Annotated in this window: 15 protein-coding genes; 7 read left to right on the top strand and 8 right to left on the bottom strand. The window is 71.4% G+C overall.

Annotation, left to right across the window (positions count from 1 at the left end; all coding sequences use genetic code 11):
• Nucleotides 1–147: 147 nt before the first annotated feature.
• The 5 genes from DDW44_RS23845 to DDW44_RS23825 are packed head-to-tail and all read right to left on the bottom strand — an operon-like array spanning nt 148 to nt 6021.
• Nucleotides 148–1563 (bottom strand): MATE family efflux transporter, encoded by a 1416-nt coding sequence (locus tag DDW44_RS23845; RefSeq protein WP_108907676.1) that lies wholly within the window; start codon nt 1561–1563, stop codon nt 148–150.
• Nucleotides 1564–1568: 5 nt separating this feature from the next.
• On the bottom strand, nt 1569–2597 hold the full coding sequence (locus tag DDW44_RS23840; RefSeq protein WP_108907675.1) for a cysteine synthase family protein: 1029 nt from the start codon (nt 2595–2597) through the stop codon (nt 1569–1571).
• Nucleotides 2598–2624: 27 nt separating this feature from the next.
• Nucleotides 2625–3986: a type III PLP-dependent enzyme domain-containing protein gene (locus DDW44_RS23835; RefSeq protein WP_108907674.1), complete on the bottom strand. Its 1362-nt coding sequence runs from the start codon at nt 3984–3986 to the stop codon at nt 2625–2627.
• Nucleotides 3977–4984 carry an ornithine cyclodeaminase gene (locus DDW44_RS23830; protein WP_108907673.1) on the bottom strand — a complete coding sequence of 336 codons (1008 nt, stop codon included), beginning with the start codon at nt 4982–4984 and terminating at the stop codon, nt 3977–3979. The genes DDW44_RS23835 and DDW44_RS23830 overlap by 10 nt, the downstream gene beginning before the upstream one ends.
• Before the next feature lie 41 nt (nt 4985–5025).
• On the bottom strand, nt 5026–6021 hold the full coding sequence (locus DDW44_RS23825) for a TauD/TfdA family dioxygenase (protein ID WP_108907672.1): 996 nt from the start codon (nt 6019–6021) through the stop codon (nt 5026–5028).
• Between the two features lie 352 nt (nt 6022–6373).
• Between DDW44_RS23825 and DDW44_RS23820 the strand changes: the two genes are divergently transcribed.
• From DDW44_RS23820 to DDW44_RS23805, 4 genes are read left to right on the top strand one after another with little or no spacing between them, the layout of a single operon-like run.
• Entirely contained in the window at nt 6374–7933 is a 1560-nt protein-coding gene (locus DDW44_RS23820) for an ABC transporter substrate-binding protein (RefSeq protein ID WP_108907671.1), read from the top strand.
• Nucleotides 7918–8940: an ABC transporter permease gene (locus DDW44_RS23815; protein ID WP_108907670.1), complete on the top strand. Its 1023-nt coding sequence runs from the start codon at nt 7918–7920 to the stop codon at nt 8938–8940. Before DDW44_RS23820 ends, DDW44_RS23815 begins: the two co-directional genes overlap by 16 nt.
• On the top strand, nt 8937–9776 hold the full coding sequence (locus DDW44_RS23810; RefSeq protein ID WP_244224095.1) for an ABC transporter permease: 840 nt from the start codon (nt 8937–8939) through the stop codon (nt 9774–9776). Before DDW44_RS23815 ends, DDW44_RS23810 begins: the two co-directional genes overlap by 4 nt.
• Nucleotides 9777–9781: 5 nt before the next feature.
• On the top strand, nt 9782–11308 hold the full coding sequence (locus tag DDW44_RS23805) for an ABC transporter ATP-binding protein (protein WP_206307313.1): 1527 nt from the start codon (nt 9782–9784) through the stop codon (nt 11306–11308).
• A 203-nt stretch (nt 11309–11511) separates the two neighbouring features.
• On the opposite strand, the gene DDW44_RS23800 is transcribed toward DDW44_RS23805, so the two are convergent.
• From DDW44_RS23800 to DDW44_RS23790, 3 genes are all read right to left on the bottom strand, one after another.
• The gene (locus DDW44_RS23800) at nt 11512–12351 is read right to left on the bottom strand and encodes an RNA polymerase sigma factor SigF (protein ID WP_108908923.1); all 840 of its coding nucleotides are present in this window, start codon (nt 12349–12351) and stop codon (nt 11512–11514) included.
• A 263-nt stretch (nt 12352–12614) separates the two neighbouring features.
• Nucleotides 12615–13571: an anti-sigma factor RsbA family regulatory protein gene (locus DDW44_RS23795; RefSeq protein WP_108907668.1), complete on the bottom strand. Its 957-nt coding sequence runs from the start codon at nt 13569–13571 to the stop codon at nt 12615–12617.
• Nucleotides 13568–14437, bottom strand: a complete 870-nt coding sequence (locus tag DDW44_RS23790) for an MEDS domain-containing protein (RefSeq protein WP_108907667.1) — start codon at nt 14435–14437, stop codon at nt 13568–13570. The genes DDW44_RS23795 and DDW44_RS23790 overlap by 4 nt, the downstream gene beginning before the upstream one ends.
• Before the next feature lie 701 nt (nt 14438–15138).
• On the opposite strand from DDW44_RS23790, the gene DDW44_RS23785 reads away from it, so the two are divergent.
• From DDW44_RS23785 to DDW44_RS23775, 3 genes are all read left to right on the top strand, one after another.
• Nucleotides 15139–16620 carry a PP2C family protein-serine/threonine phosphatase gene (locus DDW44_RS23785; RefSeq protein WP_108907666.1) on the top strand — a complete coding sequence of 494 codons (1482 nt, stop codon included), beginning with the start codon at nt 15139–15141 and terminating at the stop codon, nt 16618–16620.
• A complete protein-coding gene (locus DDW44_RS23780; RefSeq protein WP_108907665.1) occupies nt 16620–17063 on the top strand; it encodes an STAS domain-containing protein in 444 nt (147 codons plus the stop codon). The genes DDW44_RS23785 and DDW44_RS23780 overlap by 1 nt, the downstream gene beginning before the upstream one ends.
• Nucleotides 17064–17968: 905 nt before the next feature.
• Nucleotides 17969–18388, top strand: coding sequence for a hypothetical protein (locus DDW44_RS23775; RefSeq protein ID WP_108908922.1), 420 nt, complete (start codon nt 17969–17971; stop codon nt 18386–18388).
• Nucleotides 18389–18390 lie beyond the last annotated feature (2 nt).

The following is an 18390-nucleotide window of genomic DNA, read 5'->3' as shown; positions in this document are numbered from 1 at the left end:
GGCTGACGGAACATCGTCGGCTCGGGTGGTGGGTCCCGGCGCGCGCCGGGACCCACCACCTCTCGCAGCAGGCGCACCCCGCCCCGGCAGCCGCATGCGTCCGCGGCGGGCTCGACGGCGTGCGCCGGACACACGGCGCACAGCTCGTCAGGCTGCTGCCATTGGCTCCGCGGTCGTCGGAGCGGCGGCGCGGGTGGCGAGCCCGCGATGGTAGCGGCGCAGGAGGAGGAGGGCGGTCGCGCCGAGGCCGGTGAGGAGGCCGAGCCAGACGCCGGTGGCGTCCAGTCCGGTGAAGCGGCCGAGGAGCCAGGCGGCGGGCAGGCCGATGAGCCAGTAGCCGATGAGGGTGACGTGGAAGCCGCCCTTGGTGTCGTCGAGGCCGCGAAGCAGACCGACGCCGATGTTCTGGGTGCAGTCGAAGAACTGCACAACGGCGGCGATGAGAAGGAGTTCGGTGCCGATCGCGAGGGCCTGCGTCTCGTCCGGGGAGAGGAAGGGGCGCAGAACCGACTCGGGGGCGAGGAGGTAGACAGCGCCGACGACGGCCATGACGGTGGCTGCGCAGGACAGGGCCGTGTTCTTCAGACGGCGGGCGGCGTCGACCCGGCCGAGGGCGAGTTCCCTGCTGACGTTGATGGAGGCGGCGTGGGACAGGCCGACGGCTGTCTGGAAGACGATGTAGATGAGCTGGTTGACGGCGGTGTGGGCGGCCAGGGCGGCGCTGCCGAACGTACCGACGATGAGGGCGACGACGAAGAAGAAGCCGGCTTCGGAGCCGTAGGTGGCGGCGATGGGGGTGCCCAGGCCGGTGAGGCGGCGGAGTGTGGCAGGGCGGGTCTTCCAGATGCGGATGTCGAGGAGCGGGGCCAGCTGCGGGTCGCGGCGCGTGAACGCGTACAGGGCCAGGCAGGACAGGAGATACACGAGGGATGTGGAGATCCCGATGCCGGGCAGGCCCAGCTCGGGCAGGATCCAGGTGCCGTGGATGAGGCCCCAGTTGAGTGCGGCGTTGACGGCGATGGACGCGATGGTGATCCGCAGCAGGGCCTGAGGTCGGCGCATGCCGACGGTGAACTGGCGGATGGACTGGAACCACAGGCAGGGGATCAGACCCGGGGCCATGGCGTAGAGGACGGGATTGGCCGCCTCGACGACGGAAGCGTCCTGGCCGAGCCGGCCCACGGCGTGGCCGACGGCAACCATCAGGACGGCGCCGGCGAGGCCGGCAAGGGTGGCGAGGGCGAAGGCGGCGCGGACGAAGTCGCGTACGTCCTCGTCGGCCTCGGTCCTTGCCGCATCCGTGTCGGCCGCTTCGGCGCGGGCGGCCGCGGCGGCCACCTGGTTGCCGACGGCGGTGACCATGCCGACGCCCATGGTGCGCAGCTGGTTGAAGATCACCATGGCGAGGCCGCCGGCCGCGAGGGCCTCGGCGCCCATGAGGCCCATCATGATGGTGTCGGTCGTGGTGAGGGCGACCTGTGCGAGCTGGGTCAGGGCGAGCGGCACGGCCAGGGCGGCGAGGGCCCGGCTGTCGGTCAGCAGGGTGCGTATGGGCGTCGGCATCGGTGTCAGTTCTCGCGGAGCTTGGTGAGCAGTTCGTCGATCTCGCGCTCGACCGTGGGGTCGATGAGATCGCGAGCGTTCATCCAGTCGTCGTTGAAGACGGTGTCCATGTACTTCTCGCCGCCGTCGTTGACGAGGGCGACCATAGTGGTCTCGGGTGGGAGGGCCGCCATCCGGGTCAGCGCCTCGTACACGACGCCGCCGGCCGAGCCGCCGATGAGGAGGCCGGTCTTGCGGGCGACGACGCGGGCGGTGGCGAAGGCCTCGATGTCGCCGACCTTGACGCCTTCCTCGATGAGGTCGAAGTCGACGAGGGCGCCGATGGTGGCGCCCTCGGGGGTGCCGGTGCCGGACTGGTAGTAGTCGTGGGCGGGGCCGCCGAAGGCGATGGAGCCCTTCGGCTCGACGCCGACGATGCGGACGGAGGGCACGGTGCGGCGCAGTTCGAGGCCCGTGCCGCACAGGCCGCCGCCGGTGCCGACGGCGCCGATGAGGATGTCGACGCGGCCTCCGAGGGCGGCGTCCAGCTCCCGTCCGACGGCGTAGTAGCCGACGGCGTTGGCGGGGTTGTTGTGCTGCTCGGTGAAGATGGCGCTGTCGTCCTCGTCGGCCATCTTCTCGGCGAGTTCCTCACGGGCGGCCGTGGCGAGCTCCTCGGTGCCGTCGTCGACGACGTGGACGAGTTCGGTACCCATGGCCTGCATGCCGCGCAGCTTGTCGGCGGCGGCGTGGTTGTCGACGACGGCGGTGAAGGTGTAGCCGCGTTCGGCGGCGATCACGGCCAGGCCCAGGCCGGTGTTGCCGGAGGTCGACTCGATGATGCGACCGCCGGGGCGGAGTTCACCGGTAGCCTCGGCGGCGTCGACCATGGCGCGGGCCATGCGTATCTTCGCGGTGCCAGTGGGGTTGAACTGCTCCAGCTTGAGCAGGAGTCGGCTGCCGCTCTCGGAGCGGCACAGCTCGAAGAGCGGGGTGTAGCCGACGAGGTCGGAGACGCGGCTGACGACGGCGGGGCGCATCAGGGCCTTGTGCATGAGGGGCTCCAGCGGTGAGGGGCGAGGTCAGGAAGGCGGGCGGCGGTCGAGCCGCCAGCGGATGCGTCCGTCCGCTTCGTCGACGACGGCCTTCGGCGGCAGGGGAAGGTCGTGGAACGGCGACTCGTTGGAGTCCATCTGGTATCCGGCGGTGTTGGGGTAGACGAGCAGATCGCCGGGGCAGGGCCGTACGGGGAAGGCGGCCTTGCGCCAGGTGAGCACGTCCGACTCCAGGCAGGTCGCACCGCCGACGCAGGCGCGTACCGGGCCGCTCTTCCGCCGGTCTCCGGTGGTGAGGAGTACCGGGTCGGGCAGGTACTCGCTGTTGAACCACTGCTCGGACAGGCTCAGGCTGGTGCCGTCCACGGTGAGGATCGCGTACCCGCTCCGGTCCTTGACCCCCTGGACGCGGAAGACCGTGCAGCCCGCCCGGTCCAGCAGGGCTCGCCCGGGCTCCATCAGGAGCATGACCCCCGCCTCGCGGAGCCGGTCCGCGAGCGGTGCACCGCTGCCGGACGGGCGGGCCGTGAGGATCACCCGCAGGGCGTCGGCGCCGGCGACGGGCGAGTGGTACGGGTAGAAGTCGGCTGTCGTGAAGGACTTGCCCGTGTGGTAGTCGTCGGGCCCCTGCACCGCGGTGAAGCGCTCCCAGTCGCCGGCCGCCGCGTAGTCGACGGCGAAGCCGCCGCCGATGCTGATCCGGTCGGCCTGCAGACCCATGCCCCTGGCTTTGAGGCACAGTTCGACGAGCTCACCCGCGAGGTCGGCGCGGGGCTGGGTGGCGTAGCCGGACAGATGGAAGGAGAAACCCTCCATCCGCACGGCTTCGGCGGCGTCCACGCACCGCTCGAGGGCCGTGGCGAGCTCGGCGTCGTCCAGGCCGAAGCGGCTGTGCGACTGGGCCGGGGGCAGACGGCGCAGCAGCAGCCGGGCCGGACGGGCAAGGGTGCCCGCCACCGTGATGACCCGGTCCAACTCGTCCAGGGCGTCGACAGCGATCAGACAGTCCTGCAGGACGGCGACGCGCAGCAGGTCGTCGGCCTTCGCGGGGCCGGTGACGACGACGTTCTCGCCGCGCACGCCCTGGCCGACCGCCTGGCGCAGCTCACCGAGGGATGCCACGTCGACACCGGTGCCGTTCACCGCGCAGCGTTCGATCCACGCGGCGGCCTTGTTGGCCTTCTTGGCGTAGTACACGCGGCCGATGACGCCCGCCTCGTCGAGCCCTGCCCGGAACGCGGCCACGTTGGCGTCGAAGCGCTCGGGCAGCAGCAGGTGGAACGGCCCGCCGAACGCGTACGCCAGTTCGTGTGGGAGGCCACCGTGCAGGATCGCGTCAAGCTGCGGGTCGGGGTGGGCCGGCAGGCTCGGTGGGGACGTCACTGCCACAGCTGCACCCGCGTTCCGGCGCCCTGGGCGAGGGCCAGCTGCGCGAAGCGGTGACCGAGCCCGATGTCGGTGACGACGAGCCCGCTGTTGTACGCGAAGATGCTCTGGCCCACGTCGGTGCGCCCGGACGCGCGCCCGACCAGAATCTCGGGGAACTCGGCGTCCACGTCCCGCAGTTCGCCGTTGGCGTCCGCCATGTCGGTGCCGGTGACCTTCATCTGCGCGGCGCTGGTGGCGATGACCCGGTCGGCGCGGTGGAGCGTGGAGGGAGCGATGCCGTGGCCGACGAGGACGCACAGGGCGGCGGGCTTGAGCCAGTCGGCCTCCACATGTGCCGGGGTGTTGGGCCCTGCGGTGGCGACGACCACGTCGGCCTCGCCGGCGGCGGCGCGCAGGTCGTCGACGATCTCGACCTCGCGGTCGGGGAAGTGGGCGTGGAGCTGCTCGCGCACGGCCCGTATGCCGTCGGGATGGGTGCCGAACACCATCAGCCGGTCGAGCTGGGGCAGGGTGGTGAGCAGGAACGGCAGCGCGAGCCTGCCCTGGGTGCCGGTGCCGATGACGAGCGCCGTACGGCTGCCGGGTGCGGCGAGTTCGCGGGCCAGCAGGGCGGAGACGGCCGGGGTGCGCAGGGCGCCGATGCGGCCGCAGTCCATCATGGCGACGGGCAGGCCGGTCACGTCGTCGTAGACGGTGAGCGCGGTGTAGTAGTGCTGCTTGTCACGCTGCTCGTGCAGGCCGTGCTTGTACGAGGTCTTGATGGCGACGACGTTGCGTACGCCGTCGCGGCCGAGCATCGCGTACGAGACGGAGTGGCCGTCGGCGGGCTTGACCGTCAGCTTGCGGGGGTTGTCCGACTGCCCGGCAGCGAGCGTGTGGTAAGCCTGCTCGACGACGTCGACGACGTCGGTCAGGCTGATGTCGATGCCCGCGATGTCGCTGGTGCTGAGCACGCAGAGGCTCTTGTCGTCGGTGGGTTCGGCGTGGGCGGCGGTCATGGGGTTCCCCCTTCGTCCGGTGGTGGAGAGGCGCCGGCGGCTTACGCGTACGCCTGGATCGCGGCTTGGCCGTAGCCGTGCTCGTTCGCCTCGGCGGCGGGCCGGGTACGGCGGCCGGGCACGCGGACGGAGGCTCGCTTCAGCCAGCGGTCGGTGCCGTCGTAACGGGCCTGGAAGGGCACGCGGCCGTGGACGACGAGGTCGTTGTCGACGACCAGGACGTCACCGGGCTCCAGGCTGACGGCCACGGACACGCGGGCCAGTTCGTCCTCCAGTCGGCCGTAGGCGGCGCGGTGTTCGGCAGTGGCGTCGTCGAGCGGCGTGTAGGCGGGGTCGAAGCGGAGGGTGAGGCCGTCGCCGGAGTCCCACACGGTGGGGACCTTCGGCGGCAGCCCGCCGAAACCCTGGGCCTCCGCGTAGGCGTCGTCGGGGAGGATCGGCAGCTCCGGGCGGGACAGCAGCGCCACGTCCTCTTCGGCGAGCCGCGCCTTGCGGATGCTGGCCGCGGTGGTCGCGATGTGGTCGTGGTTGCGCAGGCAGCCGAGCATCAGCAGATGGGCGCGGCCGGGATGGAAGGCGTCCTCGGTGTGCGGGCTGAGCAGGACGGTGCTGCTGGCGCCGGTCTGCTCCCGCTCGTGGCCGGGGCTGGGCACGATGTTGTGGACGAACTGGCCGTCCTGCTGCCCGGCCCAGGCGATGGGGTTGCCCATCACCGTGGAGAGCAGCAGGAGCAGCACGTCCCACACGGCGGCGCTGTCGCCCGCGGTGGCCCAGCTCAGCGGGGTGGGACCGATCTCGGTGTCGTCGACGGGCAGACCGCGCAGCACGAACAAGCCGTCAGCCGTGTCGACCGGGCGGCACTGTCGACGAATCGTTTCGCTCAAGCCGGCCGCCGTGTCGGCGACGCGCTCCAGCAGCTCCGGCCGGGCGGCCGAGCTGCCGAACTCGTCGAGGATCCTTTGCGCCGCTCGGCTCAGTTCGTCGATCGAGGCGTCATCGAGCGCACGGACAGGGGCGGGTGCAGGCGCCGGGGTCATGGCTGAGGGGTTCCGTTTCCGTTGCGGGCGTGCGGGGGAATCGGGGCGAGGCCGGAAGTGGGCATGCGAGGTGAGGCCCCCGGGCAGAGACGGGGCCTGAATGATGTGACCGCGTCAGCAGCCGAACGGAACGTAGCAGCGCGGATTAGGTAAGGCAAGCCTTACTTCGATACAGCAAGTCGCTTACCTCGAAGGCCAGTTCACCGTTGATTCGCCCGATCGAGATCAAACACACCAGGCATTTCGGACATGGCGAACGGAAGACGGCCATCCTCTTGTCACGACCGTGAATCTTAGGGTAGGCACACCTAAGTACCTGTGATTTTCGGTCTGAACGAGCAAGGGCGGACGCGTGGAACTGAATCGACGGCAACTGCTGTGGGCCGGTGGCGGCATCGGCGCGGCGGCTCTGCTGGCCGCCTGCGGGTCCGGCGTCGACACGTCGTCCCCGGACGCTGCCAAGAACTCCTCCGCCAAGCCGAAGGCCGGTGGCACGCTGCGCATCGGCGCGCTCGGTCGGGCGAACGCCATCATCCGTGATCCGCACGGCAGTCAGGCCAACGAGAGCGACTACCTCATCCTCTCCCTCGTCTACGACACCCTCACCATTCCCGGTGCCAAGCCGAACACCCTCCCCCGCCTCGCGTCTTCCTGGACGTCCTCGGACGACCTGAAGACCTGGCGCTTCACCCTCGCCAAGGGAGCGACGTTCCACGACGGCACTCCCGTCACGGCCGAGGACGTCGTCTTCTCCCTGCGCCGACTGCGCGGCACCCCGTCCGGGGCCTCCCGCCTGCCCGGCATCAAGGCCGGGAACATCAAGGCCGAGGGGACCGATACCGTGGTCCTCGTCTCCGACTACGCCAACGCCGAACTCCCGTTGCTCATGCGCCTGACGACCTTCGTCGTCAAGAAGGGCACCGCGGACAAGGAGATCGAGAAGGCACCCGGCACCGGCCCGTTCAAGCTGGAGTGGTTCCGCGGCGGCAACGCCCGTCTCGTCCGCAACGACGAGTGGTACGGCGGCAAGGTCCTCCTCGACGCCATCGAGGTCAAGATCTTCGAGTCCCCGCAGGCCCTGTCCAACGCTCTGCTCGCCGGCCAGATCGACGTCGCCTCCAACGTCGGTGCCGTCGCGGCCCGTACCGCCGAGAAGCGCAAGGACGTCCAGGTCGTCCGCCGCCCCAACGACATGGCGATGCCCATCGTCATGCGCACGGCCGCCGGCTCGCCCTTCGCCGACCCGAAGGTCCGCGAGGCCCTGCGCCTGGCCGTCGACCGGGAGGCCATGGTCAGGCAGGTGCTGTCCGGGTACGGATCGGTCGCCAACGACATCCTCGGCACCGGCGACCCCGGCTACGCCGAGGACGTCCCGCAGCGCGCTCGCGACCTGGCCAAGGCGAAGTCGCTGCTGAAGGAGGCGGGTTTCGAGCTGTCGAAGACGTACGAACTCATGACGACCGAGGACATCCCCGGTCTCGCCGAGATGGCGACGCTGTTCGCCACCCAGGTCCGCGAGGCGGACATCAAGATCAAGGTGGTCAAGCAGGAGTCGGGCACCTTCTGGGACAAGACCTGGCTCAAGGGCGACCTCTACACCACCTACTGGGGCACCAACGACTCCGTCGTCTTCTTCGCCAGCAAGGTCCTGGTCTCCGAGAGCGGTACGAACGAGACCGGCTGGAAGAACCCCGAGTTCGACGCCGCGTACCGCACCGCCATGGCCACCAAGGACCCGGCGGCCCGCGCCAAGCTGCTCCGCGAGGTGCAGCAGATCCAGCACGACGCCTCCGGCTATCTCCTGTGGGGCATGGCCGACGGCATCGACCTCGCCGCCGCGACCGTGCGTGGCCTGCCCAGGCTCCCCGGCTACGGCCGGGTCCAGTTCGAGCGGGCATGGCTGAACCGCTGACGGACACCGCCGCGCAGCCGGGTGCCGGGGCGACCGGAGGGAAGACTTCCGTGCCGTCCCGGCCCTGGCTGTTCGCGGGTGTCCGCCTCCTCGGCCTCCTCGCGCGCCGGTCCCTGCTGCTCGCCGTCCTGCTGGCCACCCTCTTCGTCGCCGTCGAACTGCTGCCCGGTGATGCGGCTATGGCGACGTCCGAACGCGGCGAGAGCGCCGCCGACATCGCCGAGCGCCGTGCACTCCTGGGACTCGACCGGCCGGTGACGGAACGGTTCGGGGATTGGATGACCGGCCTGCCCACCGGCGACCTGGGGACGTCGGCGCGCGGCGAGCCGGTCGCCGACCTGCTGTCCCGACCGTTCCCCAACACCCTTCTGCTGGGCGGCCTGGCCCTCCTTGTCACGCTTCTCGCCTCGCTGGCACTGGGCGGCTGGGCCGCTCTCAGGCCCGGTGGCATGACGGATCGGGCGGTCTCCGGCGGTGCGACGGCCGTACTCGCGCTGCCCGAATTCGTCGTCGGGGTCGCCCTCGTCCTGGTCTTCGCCCAGTGGCTGGAGTGGCTGCCCGCGGTGACCCTGGCCGACAGCGGCGGCGCGCCCGCCTCCTGGCAGATGCTCGTCCTGCCGGTCGTCGCGCTGTCGATCCCGCAGATCGGCTGGAACACCCGGATCGTCCGGGCCGCCCTCGCCGACGAGGCCGAGGCTCCGCACGTGGAGACCGCCGTCCTCGACGGACTGCCCAGCCACCGCGTGCTCCTCCACCACGTGCTGCCCGGCGCGCTGCCCGCCATCGCCGCCGGCCTCGCCACTTCCACCGGCATGCTCCTCGGCGGCGCGGTGGTGGTGGAGACCATCTTCAACTACCCCGGCCTCGGCGCCGTTCTCGCGGGAGCCGTCACCGACCGCGACAGCCCCGTCGTCGCGGGAGTCGTCGCCGTCACCGGCGCCGTCATCACCGGCGTGCTCCTTCTCGCCGACCTCGTCCGGGCCTGGGCATCCGGAGGACGCCTGTGACCACCGCACCTCCCACATGTCGAACTCGTCCGGGTTGGGGCACGCTGCTGCGCACCCTGCCCGCGCTGCTGCTCGTCCTCCTCGCCGTGGCGGGGCCGTGGCCGGCCCCGCACGCCATCGACGCCCCGATCACCGCCCCGTACGCGGAAGCCGGCGACGGAGCCCCGCTCGGCGGCGATCAGCTCGGTCGCGACGTCTGGACCCGGCTGCTGGCGGGCGGCCGCGAACTCATCGCCACCTCCCTCGTCGTGGCGGTGCTCGTCACCGCGACGGCCGCCGTCCTCGGCACGGTCGCCGCCCTGCGCCCCGGGATCGGACGCGTCATCGACCGCGCGGCCGATGTCCTCATGCTGCTGCCGCCCGTCCTCGGCATCCTGCTGGTCGCCCTGTCCTGGCCGGCCGGCGGACGCCTCGCGCTGGTCTCCGCCGCGTACGTGCTCGGCGTGCCGTACGCGGTACGTCTGGTGGCGGCGGCCGCCGCCCCCGTCGTCGCGTCCGGCTACGTCGAAGCGGCGACGGCCGGAGGCGAGCGCCTCAGCCACCTCGTCGTCAGGGAAGTCCTGCCCAATCTGCGCGCCACTCTTCTCGCCCTGTTCGGACTGCGGTTCGTCGCCGCCGTGTACGTCGTCGCCACGGCCGGCTTCCTCCAGGTGGGCCCTCAGCCGCCTGCCGCCGACTGGGCTCTGATGATCCGTGAGAACGCGGGCGGCATCCTCCTCAACCCGTGGGCCGTTCTGGCCCCCAGCATCGCCATCGGCCTGCTGGCGATGAGCGTCAACCTGGCCGCCTCGGCACTCGCCCCGCACGGCGGCCGCAAGGCGGTGACCCCACTGTGAACCACATGCCTCGCTGGTACACGGATCAGCAGCTCCCGGCGGACGGGACCGTCGTGCACGTCGACGGCCTCACCGTCGCCGGACCCGACGGCACCCTCCTGCTGGAGAACGGCGGCCTCGAACTTCGCGCCGGCCGGGTCGTGGCCCTCACCGGCCCGTCCGGCGCCGGGAAGACGACTCTGCTGCGGGCCGTGGCCGGCGTCCTGCCCTCGGGCGCGCGCCGCATCGGGGGCACCGTCGACGTCCTCGGCCACGACCCGTTCGCCCTGCCCGACGACAAGCTGCGCGGACTGCGACGCCACCGCCTCGCCTACGTGGGCCAGGATCCCGGCTCCGGCCTCAACCCGCGCCTGAAGGTCCGCCGCCTGATCGCCGAAGTCGCCGCGAACCGCAGCCCGGAGGCGCTCACGGCGCTCCTCGGCGAAGTACGGCTGCCCACCGACGGGGATCTCGCCGACCGCCGCCCCGGGAGCCTGTCCGGCGGTCAGCAGCGGCGTGTCGCCCTCGCCCGCGCGCTGGCCCGCCACCCGGCCGTCCTTCTTCTCGACGAACCCACCGCCGGCCTCGACCCGCACCTGCGGGACGAGATCGGTGAACTCCTTCGCCACCTGGCCGAGCGGCACCACATCGCGATCGCCCTGTCGTGCCACGACGCCGACCTCGTCACCCGGCTGGCCGACGATGTCGTGAAACTGCGCCCCCGGACCGGCACGGTCCCCCGGTACGTCCCCTCCCCCGCGCCTGCACGCCCTGACATCTCCGCCCAGCCCCCGCGACTCACCGTCACCGGACTCACGGCTGCCTTCACCCACCGTGGACGCCGGATCCCCGCTCTGCACGGCATCGACTTCGACCTGGCCGCCGGCGGCAGCCTCGGCGTGGTCGGCGCGTCCGGGTCCGGCAAGACCACCCTGATGCGCACCGTCGTCGGCCTCCACCGCGCGACCAGCGGAACCGTCACCCTCAACGGCACCGCCCTGCACGCCACCGCCGGCCGCCGCACCCGCGAACAGCGCCGACGCGTGCAGCTCATCCCGCAGAATCCCCTGGGCACCCTCAACCCCGGTCGCACCGTCGGCTCGGCCATCCGCCGGCCCCTCGCCCTCCACGACCGCGCTCCCCGCGCCCTGAGGGACGAGCGCGTCCTCGAACTCCTCGACCAGGTCGGCCTCCCCGCCGACTTCGCGACCCGCTACCCCCACGAGCTCTCCGGCGGCCAGCGCCAGCGCGCCTCCATCGCCCGCGCCGTCGCGGCCGGACCCGACGTCCTCGTATGCGACGAGGTGACCTCCGCCCTCGACGCGGAGTCCGCCGAGGCCGTCATGAACCTGCTCGACGATCTTCGCGTCCGGCGGGACCTCGCCCTCGTCCTGATCAGCCACGACCTCCGTCTCGTCGCCGACCGGACGGACACACTCCTCGTCCTCTCGGAAGGCCGCGCCGCCGAACACGGCCCCACGTCCCGCCTCTTCTCCCACCCCACCCACCCGGCCACTGCGGCCCTCCTGGGAGCGACGGTGCCGGCCGACTGAAACGGTGCATCCGACGCCCTTGAGAGCGAGCGTCATCTCAGCGCCGAGACGACCTGCCTCCGTTCGGGCCAAGACCTGCGAGAGCGCCTGTGAGTCACCTTCGACGGTGGCGCGCCGACCGAGGGCTCGGTCGTCGAGGTTGCGCCCGGGTGGGAGCCCCGCACACCACCTCCGGGGCCCCACTCCTGCTGACGGGGTAGCCGTCAGGTCGCGCTCAGCATGCCCTCGCGGAGGCGGGCCAGGAGTCGCGTGATCAGGCGGGAGACGTGCATCTGGGAGATGCCGAGGCGTTCGCCGATCTCCTTCTGGGTGAGCTCCTCGACGAAACGCCAATGAATGATCTTCCGGTCACGTTCGTCGAGTTCGGCGATCATCGGGGCGAGGGCGTGGAAGTCCTCGACAAGACCGAGGGCGGCGTCTTCGTCGCCGATGAAGTCCGCGAGCGCGCTCTCGCCGTCCTCGCTGCCGTTGATCGCCGCGTCGAGCGAGGCGGACCGGTAGCCGTTGGAGGCCAGACGCGCCTCGACGACCTCGTCCTCCGAAAGGCACATCAGCTCGGAGAGTTCCCTGGTCGTCGGCGTCCGACCCAGCCGAGTGCGCAGCTCCTCCGTGGCGCGGGCCAGCTGCACGCGTGCTTCCTGCAGCCGCCGGGGCACGTGCACCGCCCAGGAGGTGTCGCGGAAGAACCGCTTGATCTCGCCGACGATGTACGGCACCGCGAAGGAGGTGAACTCCACCTCGCGGGACACCTCGAACCGGTCGATGGCCTTGATCAGCCCGATCATGCCGACCTGGACGATGTCCTCCATCTCCTCGGCGCCCCGGCTGCGGAACCGCGCTGCTGCGAACCGGACCAGGGACATGTTCATCTCGATCAGCGTGTTGCGCGCGTACTGGTACTCGGGGCTCCCCTCCTCCAGCACCGCCAGCTGGTCGAAGAACAGCCGCGACAGCTCCCGTGCGTCCCTGGGCGCCACCTTGGACGGGTCCGCCATCTCCGGCACGTCCACCGTACGCTCAGCAGCCTGCACGGTCGTCGCCATCACGCGCCCCTCCCGGTCGATCAGTCTGGTCCACGCCGGGCGCCGCCCGGCAGCCGCGCTCATACCCCTGAGATCCACGCACATGCATCGAACCCTTGACGGATTTCGCACGGCCTTTCCCGGCACGCCGCACAACGGTCCACGGCATCGGCACGCAGCCCGTTCCGGAACAGCAGGGGGTCCTCCGTGGGGCGAAGAAGCCGTCACGCTGCCGGGCCCGCCGACGCCCCTCCCGGAGACAGCCGCACTCGCGGCTTCGTCTCTCACTCCAGCGCCACATGGAGACGGACGACCAGGCCGGACGGCCATGACCTGATCTCCACCAGGTCGCAGAGCTGGTGCATCATCCATACACCCCGGCCGCCGCCGGCGGACAGCGGATCGGGCCGGCGTCGGCCGATGAGCGGGTCCGTGAACCGTCCGCGGTCCGACACCTCGGCGACGGCCGTGTCAGCTGTGCGCCACAGACGCAGGGTGCCGCTGCCCCCGCCGTGGCGGACCGAGTTGCCGGTGGCTTCGTTGACTGCCAGCAGCCAGTCGGTGTGGCGTGCTGCGGACAGGCCCGCCGACTCGCCCCAGCCACTGACCGTGTCGCGGATGTCTCCGAGGTTTCGCTGCTCGAAGCGCAGCACGACCGGAGCCTGCGGGTCGGGCAGGGGCACGTCGCAGTCGCTGCTGACGGCGTGCGGGTCCGTGTAGTGCGGACTGTGCCGATACCCGCCGGGATCGCCGATGACGGGATGTGTACGGTGGGCATCCCGAAGTACGTGCTCGGGCAGGGCCGTGTCGTACGGGCAGAGGATGGTGGCTCGCCGGCCCGCGAAGGCAAGGTTGATCAGCGCCTCGTGGCGGGTGGCTTCCCATGCCTCCGCGGCCGTGCGTCCCACCCAGATGGGCTCGCCCACGATGACCGGGGAGCGGTCCGCGTGCCGGTCGGCGAACTCCTGAAGCATGGAGAGGATGCGACCGGGATTGCGTCCGCTGTGTCGCATGTCGACCCATGTGACGTTCTGGTGTTCCTCGCCGACAAGGTCCTTAAGCGAGGTCAGCCGCTCGCCGGGAACCGCGACCAGCACGGGCTGTGCGCGGGCCGCTTCCCCGCGGACGAACCGGCCCACGCCCTTCGCGTAGTCCGCCTCGGTCGTGTAGAAGAGGGCCGGATGGCGGAAGCGGGCGTCGTCCCGAGCGGGCAAGGAATGCTGCCGAGTGCGGGTGGTCACGGTACGGCCACCTCCAGGCCTGCTCTCAGCTCCGGGAAGAGTTGCATCATGCGGTGGACGGCGGCCGGTGCCCCGAGGAGACGCACCGGCGTGCCTGCGGGGCGTCGACGCGCCGCGCTCACGATGTCCGCCAGGGCCGCGATGTCCAGATGGCCGAGGGCCGACAGATCCAGAGTCAGGTCCCCCACCGGCGACGCGGCGATCGCGGCGGCCACCGAGGCGACGACATGACGACTCTCGTAGCCGACCGACCCGACGAGCCGGAATCCGGGCAGAGTCTTGAGAGGAACGGCCGAGAGCACCGGCTTCTCACTCGGGCCACAAGCCGTCCTCGTCAGGTGGGCTTCCCGCAGGACGTCCAGCTCCGCGCCCGACAGCAGGCGCCGGTCGTAGAAGCACCAGGCACGCAGGGGCAACTGCGCGAAGACCTCGTGATGGATGCGCAGCTCGTACTCCAGCAGTCGGTCGGCGCCGGCGATGTCCCGGCCGCCCCAGGACATCTCTCCGATCGCCCGCAGACCACTGAAGCCCCGTGCGGCAGCCGCGTCCACGGCCTCATGCCATAGGCCGACCATCGCGTCCGGGTCGAACCGGGATCCAGCCAGATAGGTCTCGTGGGCGGTCGCCACCATGAGCTGACCGCGCCGCACCGCTGACACCGCGTCCACGCCCCGCTCCGTCAGGGTGCGCGTCACGACGCCGGGATCGGTGACGTCCGCGAAGTACTGCACCTGTTCGTCCCTCTCCAGGCCCGCTCGGACGAAGGCCAGGAGGTGACCCGCCCACTCGTCGTCACTGGAGTACTCCACCGCGACATGGCGATCCGCCGCGGTGCGGTGCCCTGAGGACAGGCACGTCTCTCGCATCCTTGCCCCCTTTCCTCATGCGGCCGAGCGCGACGCCTCAAGAGTAGGCGCTGCTGCGTCCGCCCCTACCAGTGGTGCCGAGCTGCGGCACCCAGGCCTGCGGACGGGGTGCCGCGGGCCGGGCCCGAGCCCTTGAAGTCCGGCGCCGGAGGCCGCACCTCACGCCGGAAGCCTGTGAGCACCGTCATGGAGGGGAGGCGGGCGCACGCAGCGCCACCACTGCCATCGGCCTGTACCCGATCCGGACGGAGGGCAGCGCGAGGATAGGACGACGCCTTACGTATGGTCTCGTTCGCAGTGATCCGTCCCACCGAATGCCCTGGATCGGCCTGCGTAGCCGAGCGAGTCGCGTCACGCTCCACACAGAGGCAGCCCCGGACCTCACGGCTGCCCCGCACCCGGACCTCCCCGGCCGGTCACGGGCCAGGAGGGTCTTCGAGCGCGTGCCCTCGCCCGCAGCACGGCGGGGCCTGCCGCAAGGGGGTGCTCGGGGGAGCCGATTCCGATCGTCCTACCGAGCGGAACCAACGCCCTGCACGCCCATGGCCGTGGGACCCACGGCACCGACCCGGTACATCGCACAGGGAGCCTGTGCCGAGAGCCCGGCTGCCCGAGGGCATTGGCGTTCGGGCGTGTGGTCGACTTAGGCTGCGTCCTTCGTGCCGTTCACGGCGGCAGCCCATCAACGGAGAGGAAAGCCGATGGTGCAGCAGACATCGGCCACCGACCCGGCTCCCGGGCGCCGCCCCGAGCTGGTTCCCGACCCGGATGCGGAGGCGGCCCGTATCGCGGTGGTGCGCCGCTACGACATCCTCGACACTCCGCCCGACGGAGCGTTCGACCGGGTGGCTGCGATGGCCGCCCGGCTTTTCGACGTGCCGGTGGCGACGGTTACGATCGTGGACACCGACCGCATCTGGTTCAAGGCCGCCCACGGCCTGGAGGGTGTAACGGAGATCGGCCGTGATCCGGGCCTGTGCGGCTCGGCGATCCTGCGCGATGAAACGCTGGTCATACCGGACACTCTCCAGGACCCCGTCGCGGCGGACAATCCGCTGGTCGCCGGAGAGATGGGGGTGCGCTTCTACGCCGCCGCACCGATCACCACCCCCGACGGGCACCGGCTGGGCACGGTCAACGTCCTCGACACCCGGCCCCGCTCGATCACCGAGGAGGACGCCGCCACCCTGGCCGATCTCGCCGCGATCGTGCTGGACGAGATGGAGCTGCGGCTGTCGGCGCTGCGCGCCCTGCGCGACGAGCAGGCCCGCCGGGAGTCGGAGAGGCGGCACGCAGAGGCGGAACGGGCACGGGCCGAAGCGGAACGGGCGGCGCGGGAGAAGGCGGAGGAGGACAAGGCCGCCATCGCCGCGTTCGCCTCCACCCTCCAGCGCACCCTGCTGCCCCCGGCCCTGCCCGTGGTGCCGGGTCTGGAGCTGGCCTGCCACTACCGCACCGCCTCCGCCCAAGACGTGGGCGGCGACTTCTACGACGTCTTCTCCCTCGGCGACCGGTGGGCGTTCTTCCTCGGTGACGTGTGCGGCAAAGGCCCTGAGGCGGCGACCGTCACCGCCCTGGCCCGCCACACTCTGCGCGCCGCGGCCCAGATCAACGCCGATCCACTCACCGTGCTGAGCGCGCTCAACACCATGCTGCTCACCGACGTCACCGCCGGACGCCGCTTCTGCACCGTCCTCTTCGGCCTTCTGGAGCCCCGGAAGGACGGCGGCTTCACCGTCACCGTCGCCAGCGGCGGCCACCCGCCCGCCTACCACCTTCGCCCCGACGCCAGCGACGCCGTCTGGGTGCGGGCCGTACGCCCCGAGGGCGGGATGCTCGTCGGCGCCTTCCCTCAGGCGCACTTCGCCCAGGCCACCTTCTCCCTGACGGCAGGGGAAAGCCTGTTCCTCTACACGGACGGGCTGATCGAAGCCCGCACCGCCGAGGGCGCCATGCTCGGTGACAACGGTCTGACCGGCTTCCTCCACCAGCGCACCCGGCCCGTCACCGCCCCCTCCCTGGTCGAGGACAGCATCACCCTGCTGGCCTCGCTGCCCGACGGAGCCGGCGACGACGTGGCTCTGCTCGCCCTGTCCGTCCCCCACCCTGACACCGCACCCGACGGTGGCATCGCCGCCACCGCACACACCGCCGCCGCGCCCGAACACTTCGGCCAGGAGTGATGACCGACGTGCCCGCCACGCTGCACCTGACTGTCCACCACCCCCGTCCAGGCCTCGCGATCGCCACAGTCGCCGGGGACATGGACACACGCACCGCGGACACCCTGCGCCGCGAAGCCTCGGGAATCATCGAGCAAGGGTGTCCGCACCTGGTTCTGGACCTGGCACAGGTCGGCTTCTGCGACTCCGCCGGTCTGAGCGCGCTCATCGGCCTCTGGCACGCGACCCAGGCGCTGGGCGGCGCACTCGGACTCGCGGACGTCCCCGACCGCCTGATGCGGATGCTCGTCCTGACCGGTGTGGACGCAGTCCTGCCAGTCCACGCCAACGCCGCCGAAGCGCTCACCACCATGACTCACGGCCCATCCACCAGCACAGCCGCACACGGCTCGATCACCCACCCCTCCGCAGGTGACGGGAGCGGTGAGCCGACCGGGGTGTAGCCCAGGGCCTGTGACAGCGGCACATCCCCTCTGCCGGCGTGAGCTGATCGCGTCGGCCCGTCCGAGGCTCGGGGTGCCGGCGTTCGGGCCCGCCCATGGTGGCCGACGGATCGACCCGGCTTGCCGCCGAGGTCGGTGTGTACGTCGTCACCGGCCGATCTCCCACCGGCCGGCTCCAGCTCGGGCACGAGCTCCAGCATGCACGTGGGCAATGTCGGCCAGTGCGGCGACGTCGAGGTGGTCGAGGGGGGACACAGGTCCGGGTGGTGCCCTGAGTTGGCCGGCCCGCGTGAGCGGCTGACGCCGAGGCGGCCACGCGGCGGCTCTCGCGGCCCGCCGGTCCGGACAGACCGAAACCGGGCGGACCTGCTGGCGGCACGACCGAGAGCCCGGGCCTGGCGTGGGAGCGAGACGCGGCACCCGCCCGCGTCAGGCGAGCACCGATCAGCGCGTCGAGGATGTCGGTGCCCGCAGGCGGCGGTCGTAGAAGCTGTCAGCGCCGACTGCTCGAAGCACTGTTCACCGCATGGCACAGACCGTACGTGTACGCCGAGTCCTGGTCGGGATGATCGACGGACGGGTATCGGCCGCCCGAAATCCCGCAGTGCGCTCATCTCCTCCGGCTGCGACATCACTGACAAGCCGTCAGGACGAGCGTAGGTCGAGCATCAGAGCCAGGTGCCTCAGCGCGAGGCCCTCTTGCTCCTGCGACATCCGCGTCCCGCGACTCGGACGCGGCAGGCACAGCCCGGTGCACGGGCTGCTCGTACCGCCGCACTCCACCACCCCCGTGGACACCGGCCCCCCCGCGCGGACCCTGGTGAGCCCTCAAGAGAACCACCGGCACCTCCCGAAGCGTCTGTTCTACGGTGCCATCAGTGACCGAGGACGAGGGAGGGACCGCCGTGGAGCAGCCCAGGACGGCGTTTGCCGAGCGGATCGCCGAGCGGCGGGCGGGGGTCGGCGACCCTCGGGCGTTGGTGGGTGAGATGAGGCGCTCGATCCTGCTGGTGCCCACCTCCGACGGGGGCCTGTGGTCGGCGCGTTCGGGTGGGGTGCGGTGGATCTGCGGCTTCACTGACGAGACGGCGCTGGCCCGGTTCGCCGTGCACCACGGGCCGGGTGACCGTCCGATGGAGTATGCGGCCCTCCTGGGCGCCCGCATCGTGGACGAGGTCGTGCCGTCGCTGGGCGAGCCCACCGGTCTGGCGGTGGACATCGCCAGCGGGGACGGGTCGATGTTCTTCCCGCCGGTCACCGGGATCGTTCCGGACGGCGCCGCCGTAGACACCGAGACGGCGGAGGAGGGACGTGGCCGTGGGTGACG

Source organism: Streptomyces tirandamycinicus, assembly GCF_003097515.1.
Classification (GTDB): Bacteria; Actinomycetota; Actinomycetes; order Streptomycetales; family Streptomycetaceae; genus Streptomyces; species Streptomyces tirandamycinicus.
This window is presented reverse-complemented; position numbering and strand designations above follow the sequence as displayed.

What these genes read in the sequence shown, in the direction of transcription:
- DDW44_RS23845 (WP_108907676.1), bottom strand. Translation starts at nt 1,563, where the DNA reads ATGCCGACGCCCATACGCACCCTGCTGACCGACAGCCGGGCCCTCGCC.
- DDW44_RS23840 (WP_108907675.1), bottom strand. Translation starts at nt 2,597, where the DNA reads ATGCACAAGGCCCTGATGCGCCCCGCCGTCGTCAGCCGCGTCTCCGAC.
- DDW44_RS23830 (WP_108907673.1), bottom strand. Translation starts at nt 4,984, where the DNA reads ATGACCGCCGCCCACGCCGAACCCACCGACGACAAGAGCCTCTGCGTG.
- DDW44_RS23825 (WP_108907672.1), bottom strand. Translation starts at nt 6,021, where the DNA reads ATGACCCCGGCGCCTGCACCCGCCCCTGTCCGTGCGCTCGATGACGCC.
- DDW44_RS23815 (WP_108907670.1), top strand. Translation starts at nt 7,918, where the DNA reads ATGGCTGAACCGCTGACGGACACCGCCGCGCAGCCGGGTGCCGGGGCG.
- DDW44_RS23805 (WP_206307313.1), top strand. Translation starts at nt 9,782, where the DNA reads ATGCCTCGCTGGTACACGGATCAGCAGCTCCCGGCGGACGGGACCGTC.
- DDW44_RS23800 (WP_108908923.1), bottom strand. Translation starts at nt 12,351, where the DNA reads ATGGCGACGACCGTGCAGGCTGCTGAGCGTACGGTGGACGTGCCGGAG.
- DDW44_RS23790 (WP_108907667.1), bottom strand. Translation starts at nt 14,437, where the DNA reads ATGCGAGAGACGTGCCTGTCCTCAGGGCACCGCACCGCGGCGGATCGC.
- DDW44_RS23785 (WP_108907666.1), top strand. Translation starts at nt 15,139, where the DNA reads ATGGTGCAGCAGACATCGGCCACCGACCCGGCTCCCGGGCGCCGCCCC.
- DDW44_RS23780 (WP_108907665.1), top strand. Translation starts at nt 16,620, where the DNA reads ATGACCGACGTGCCCGCCACGCTGCACCTGACTGTCCACCACCCCCGT.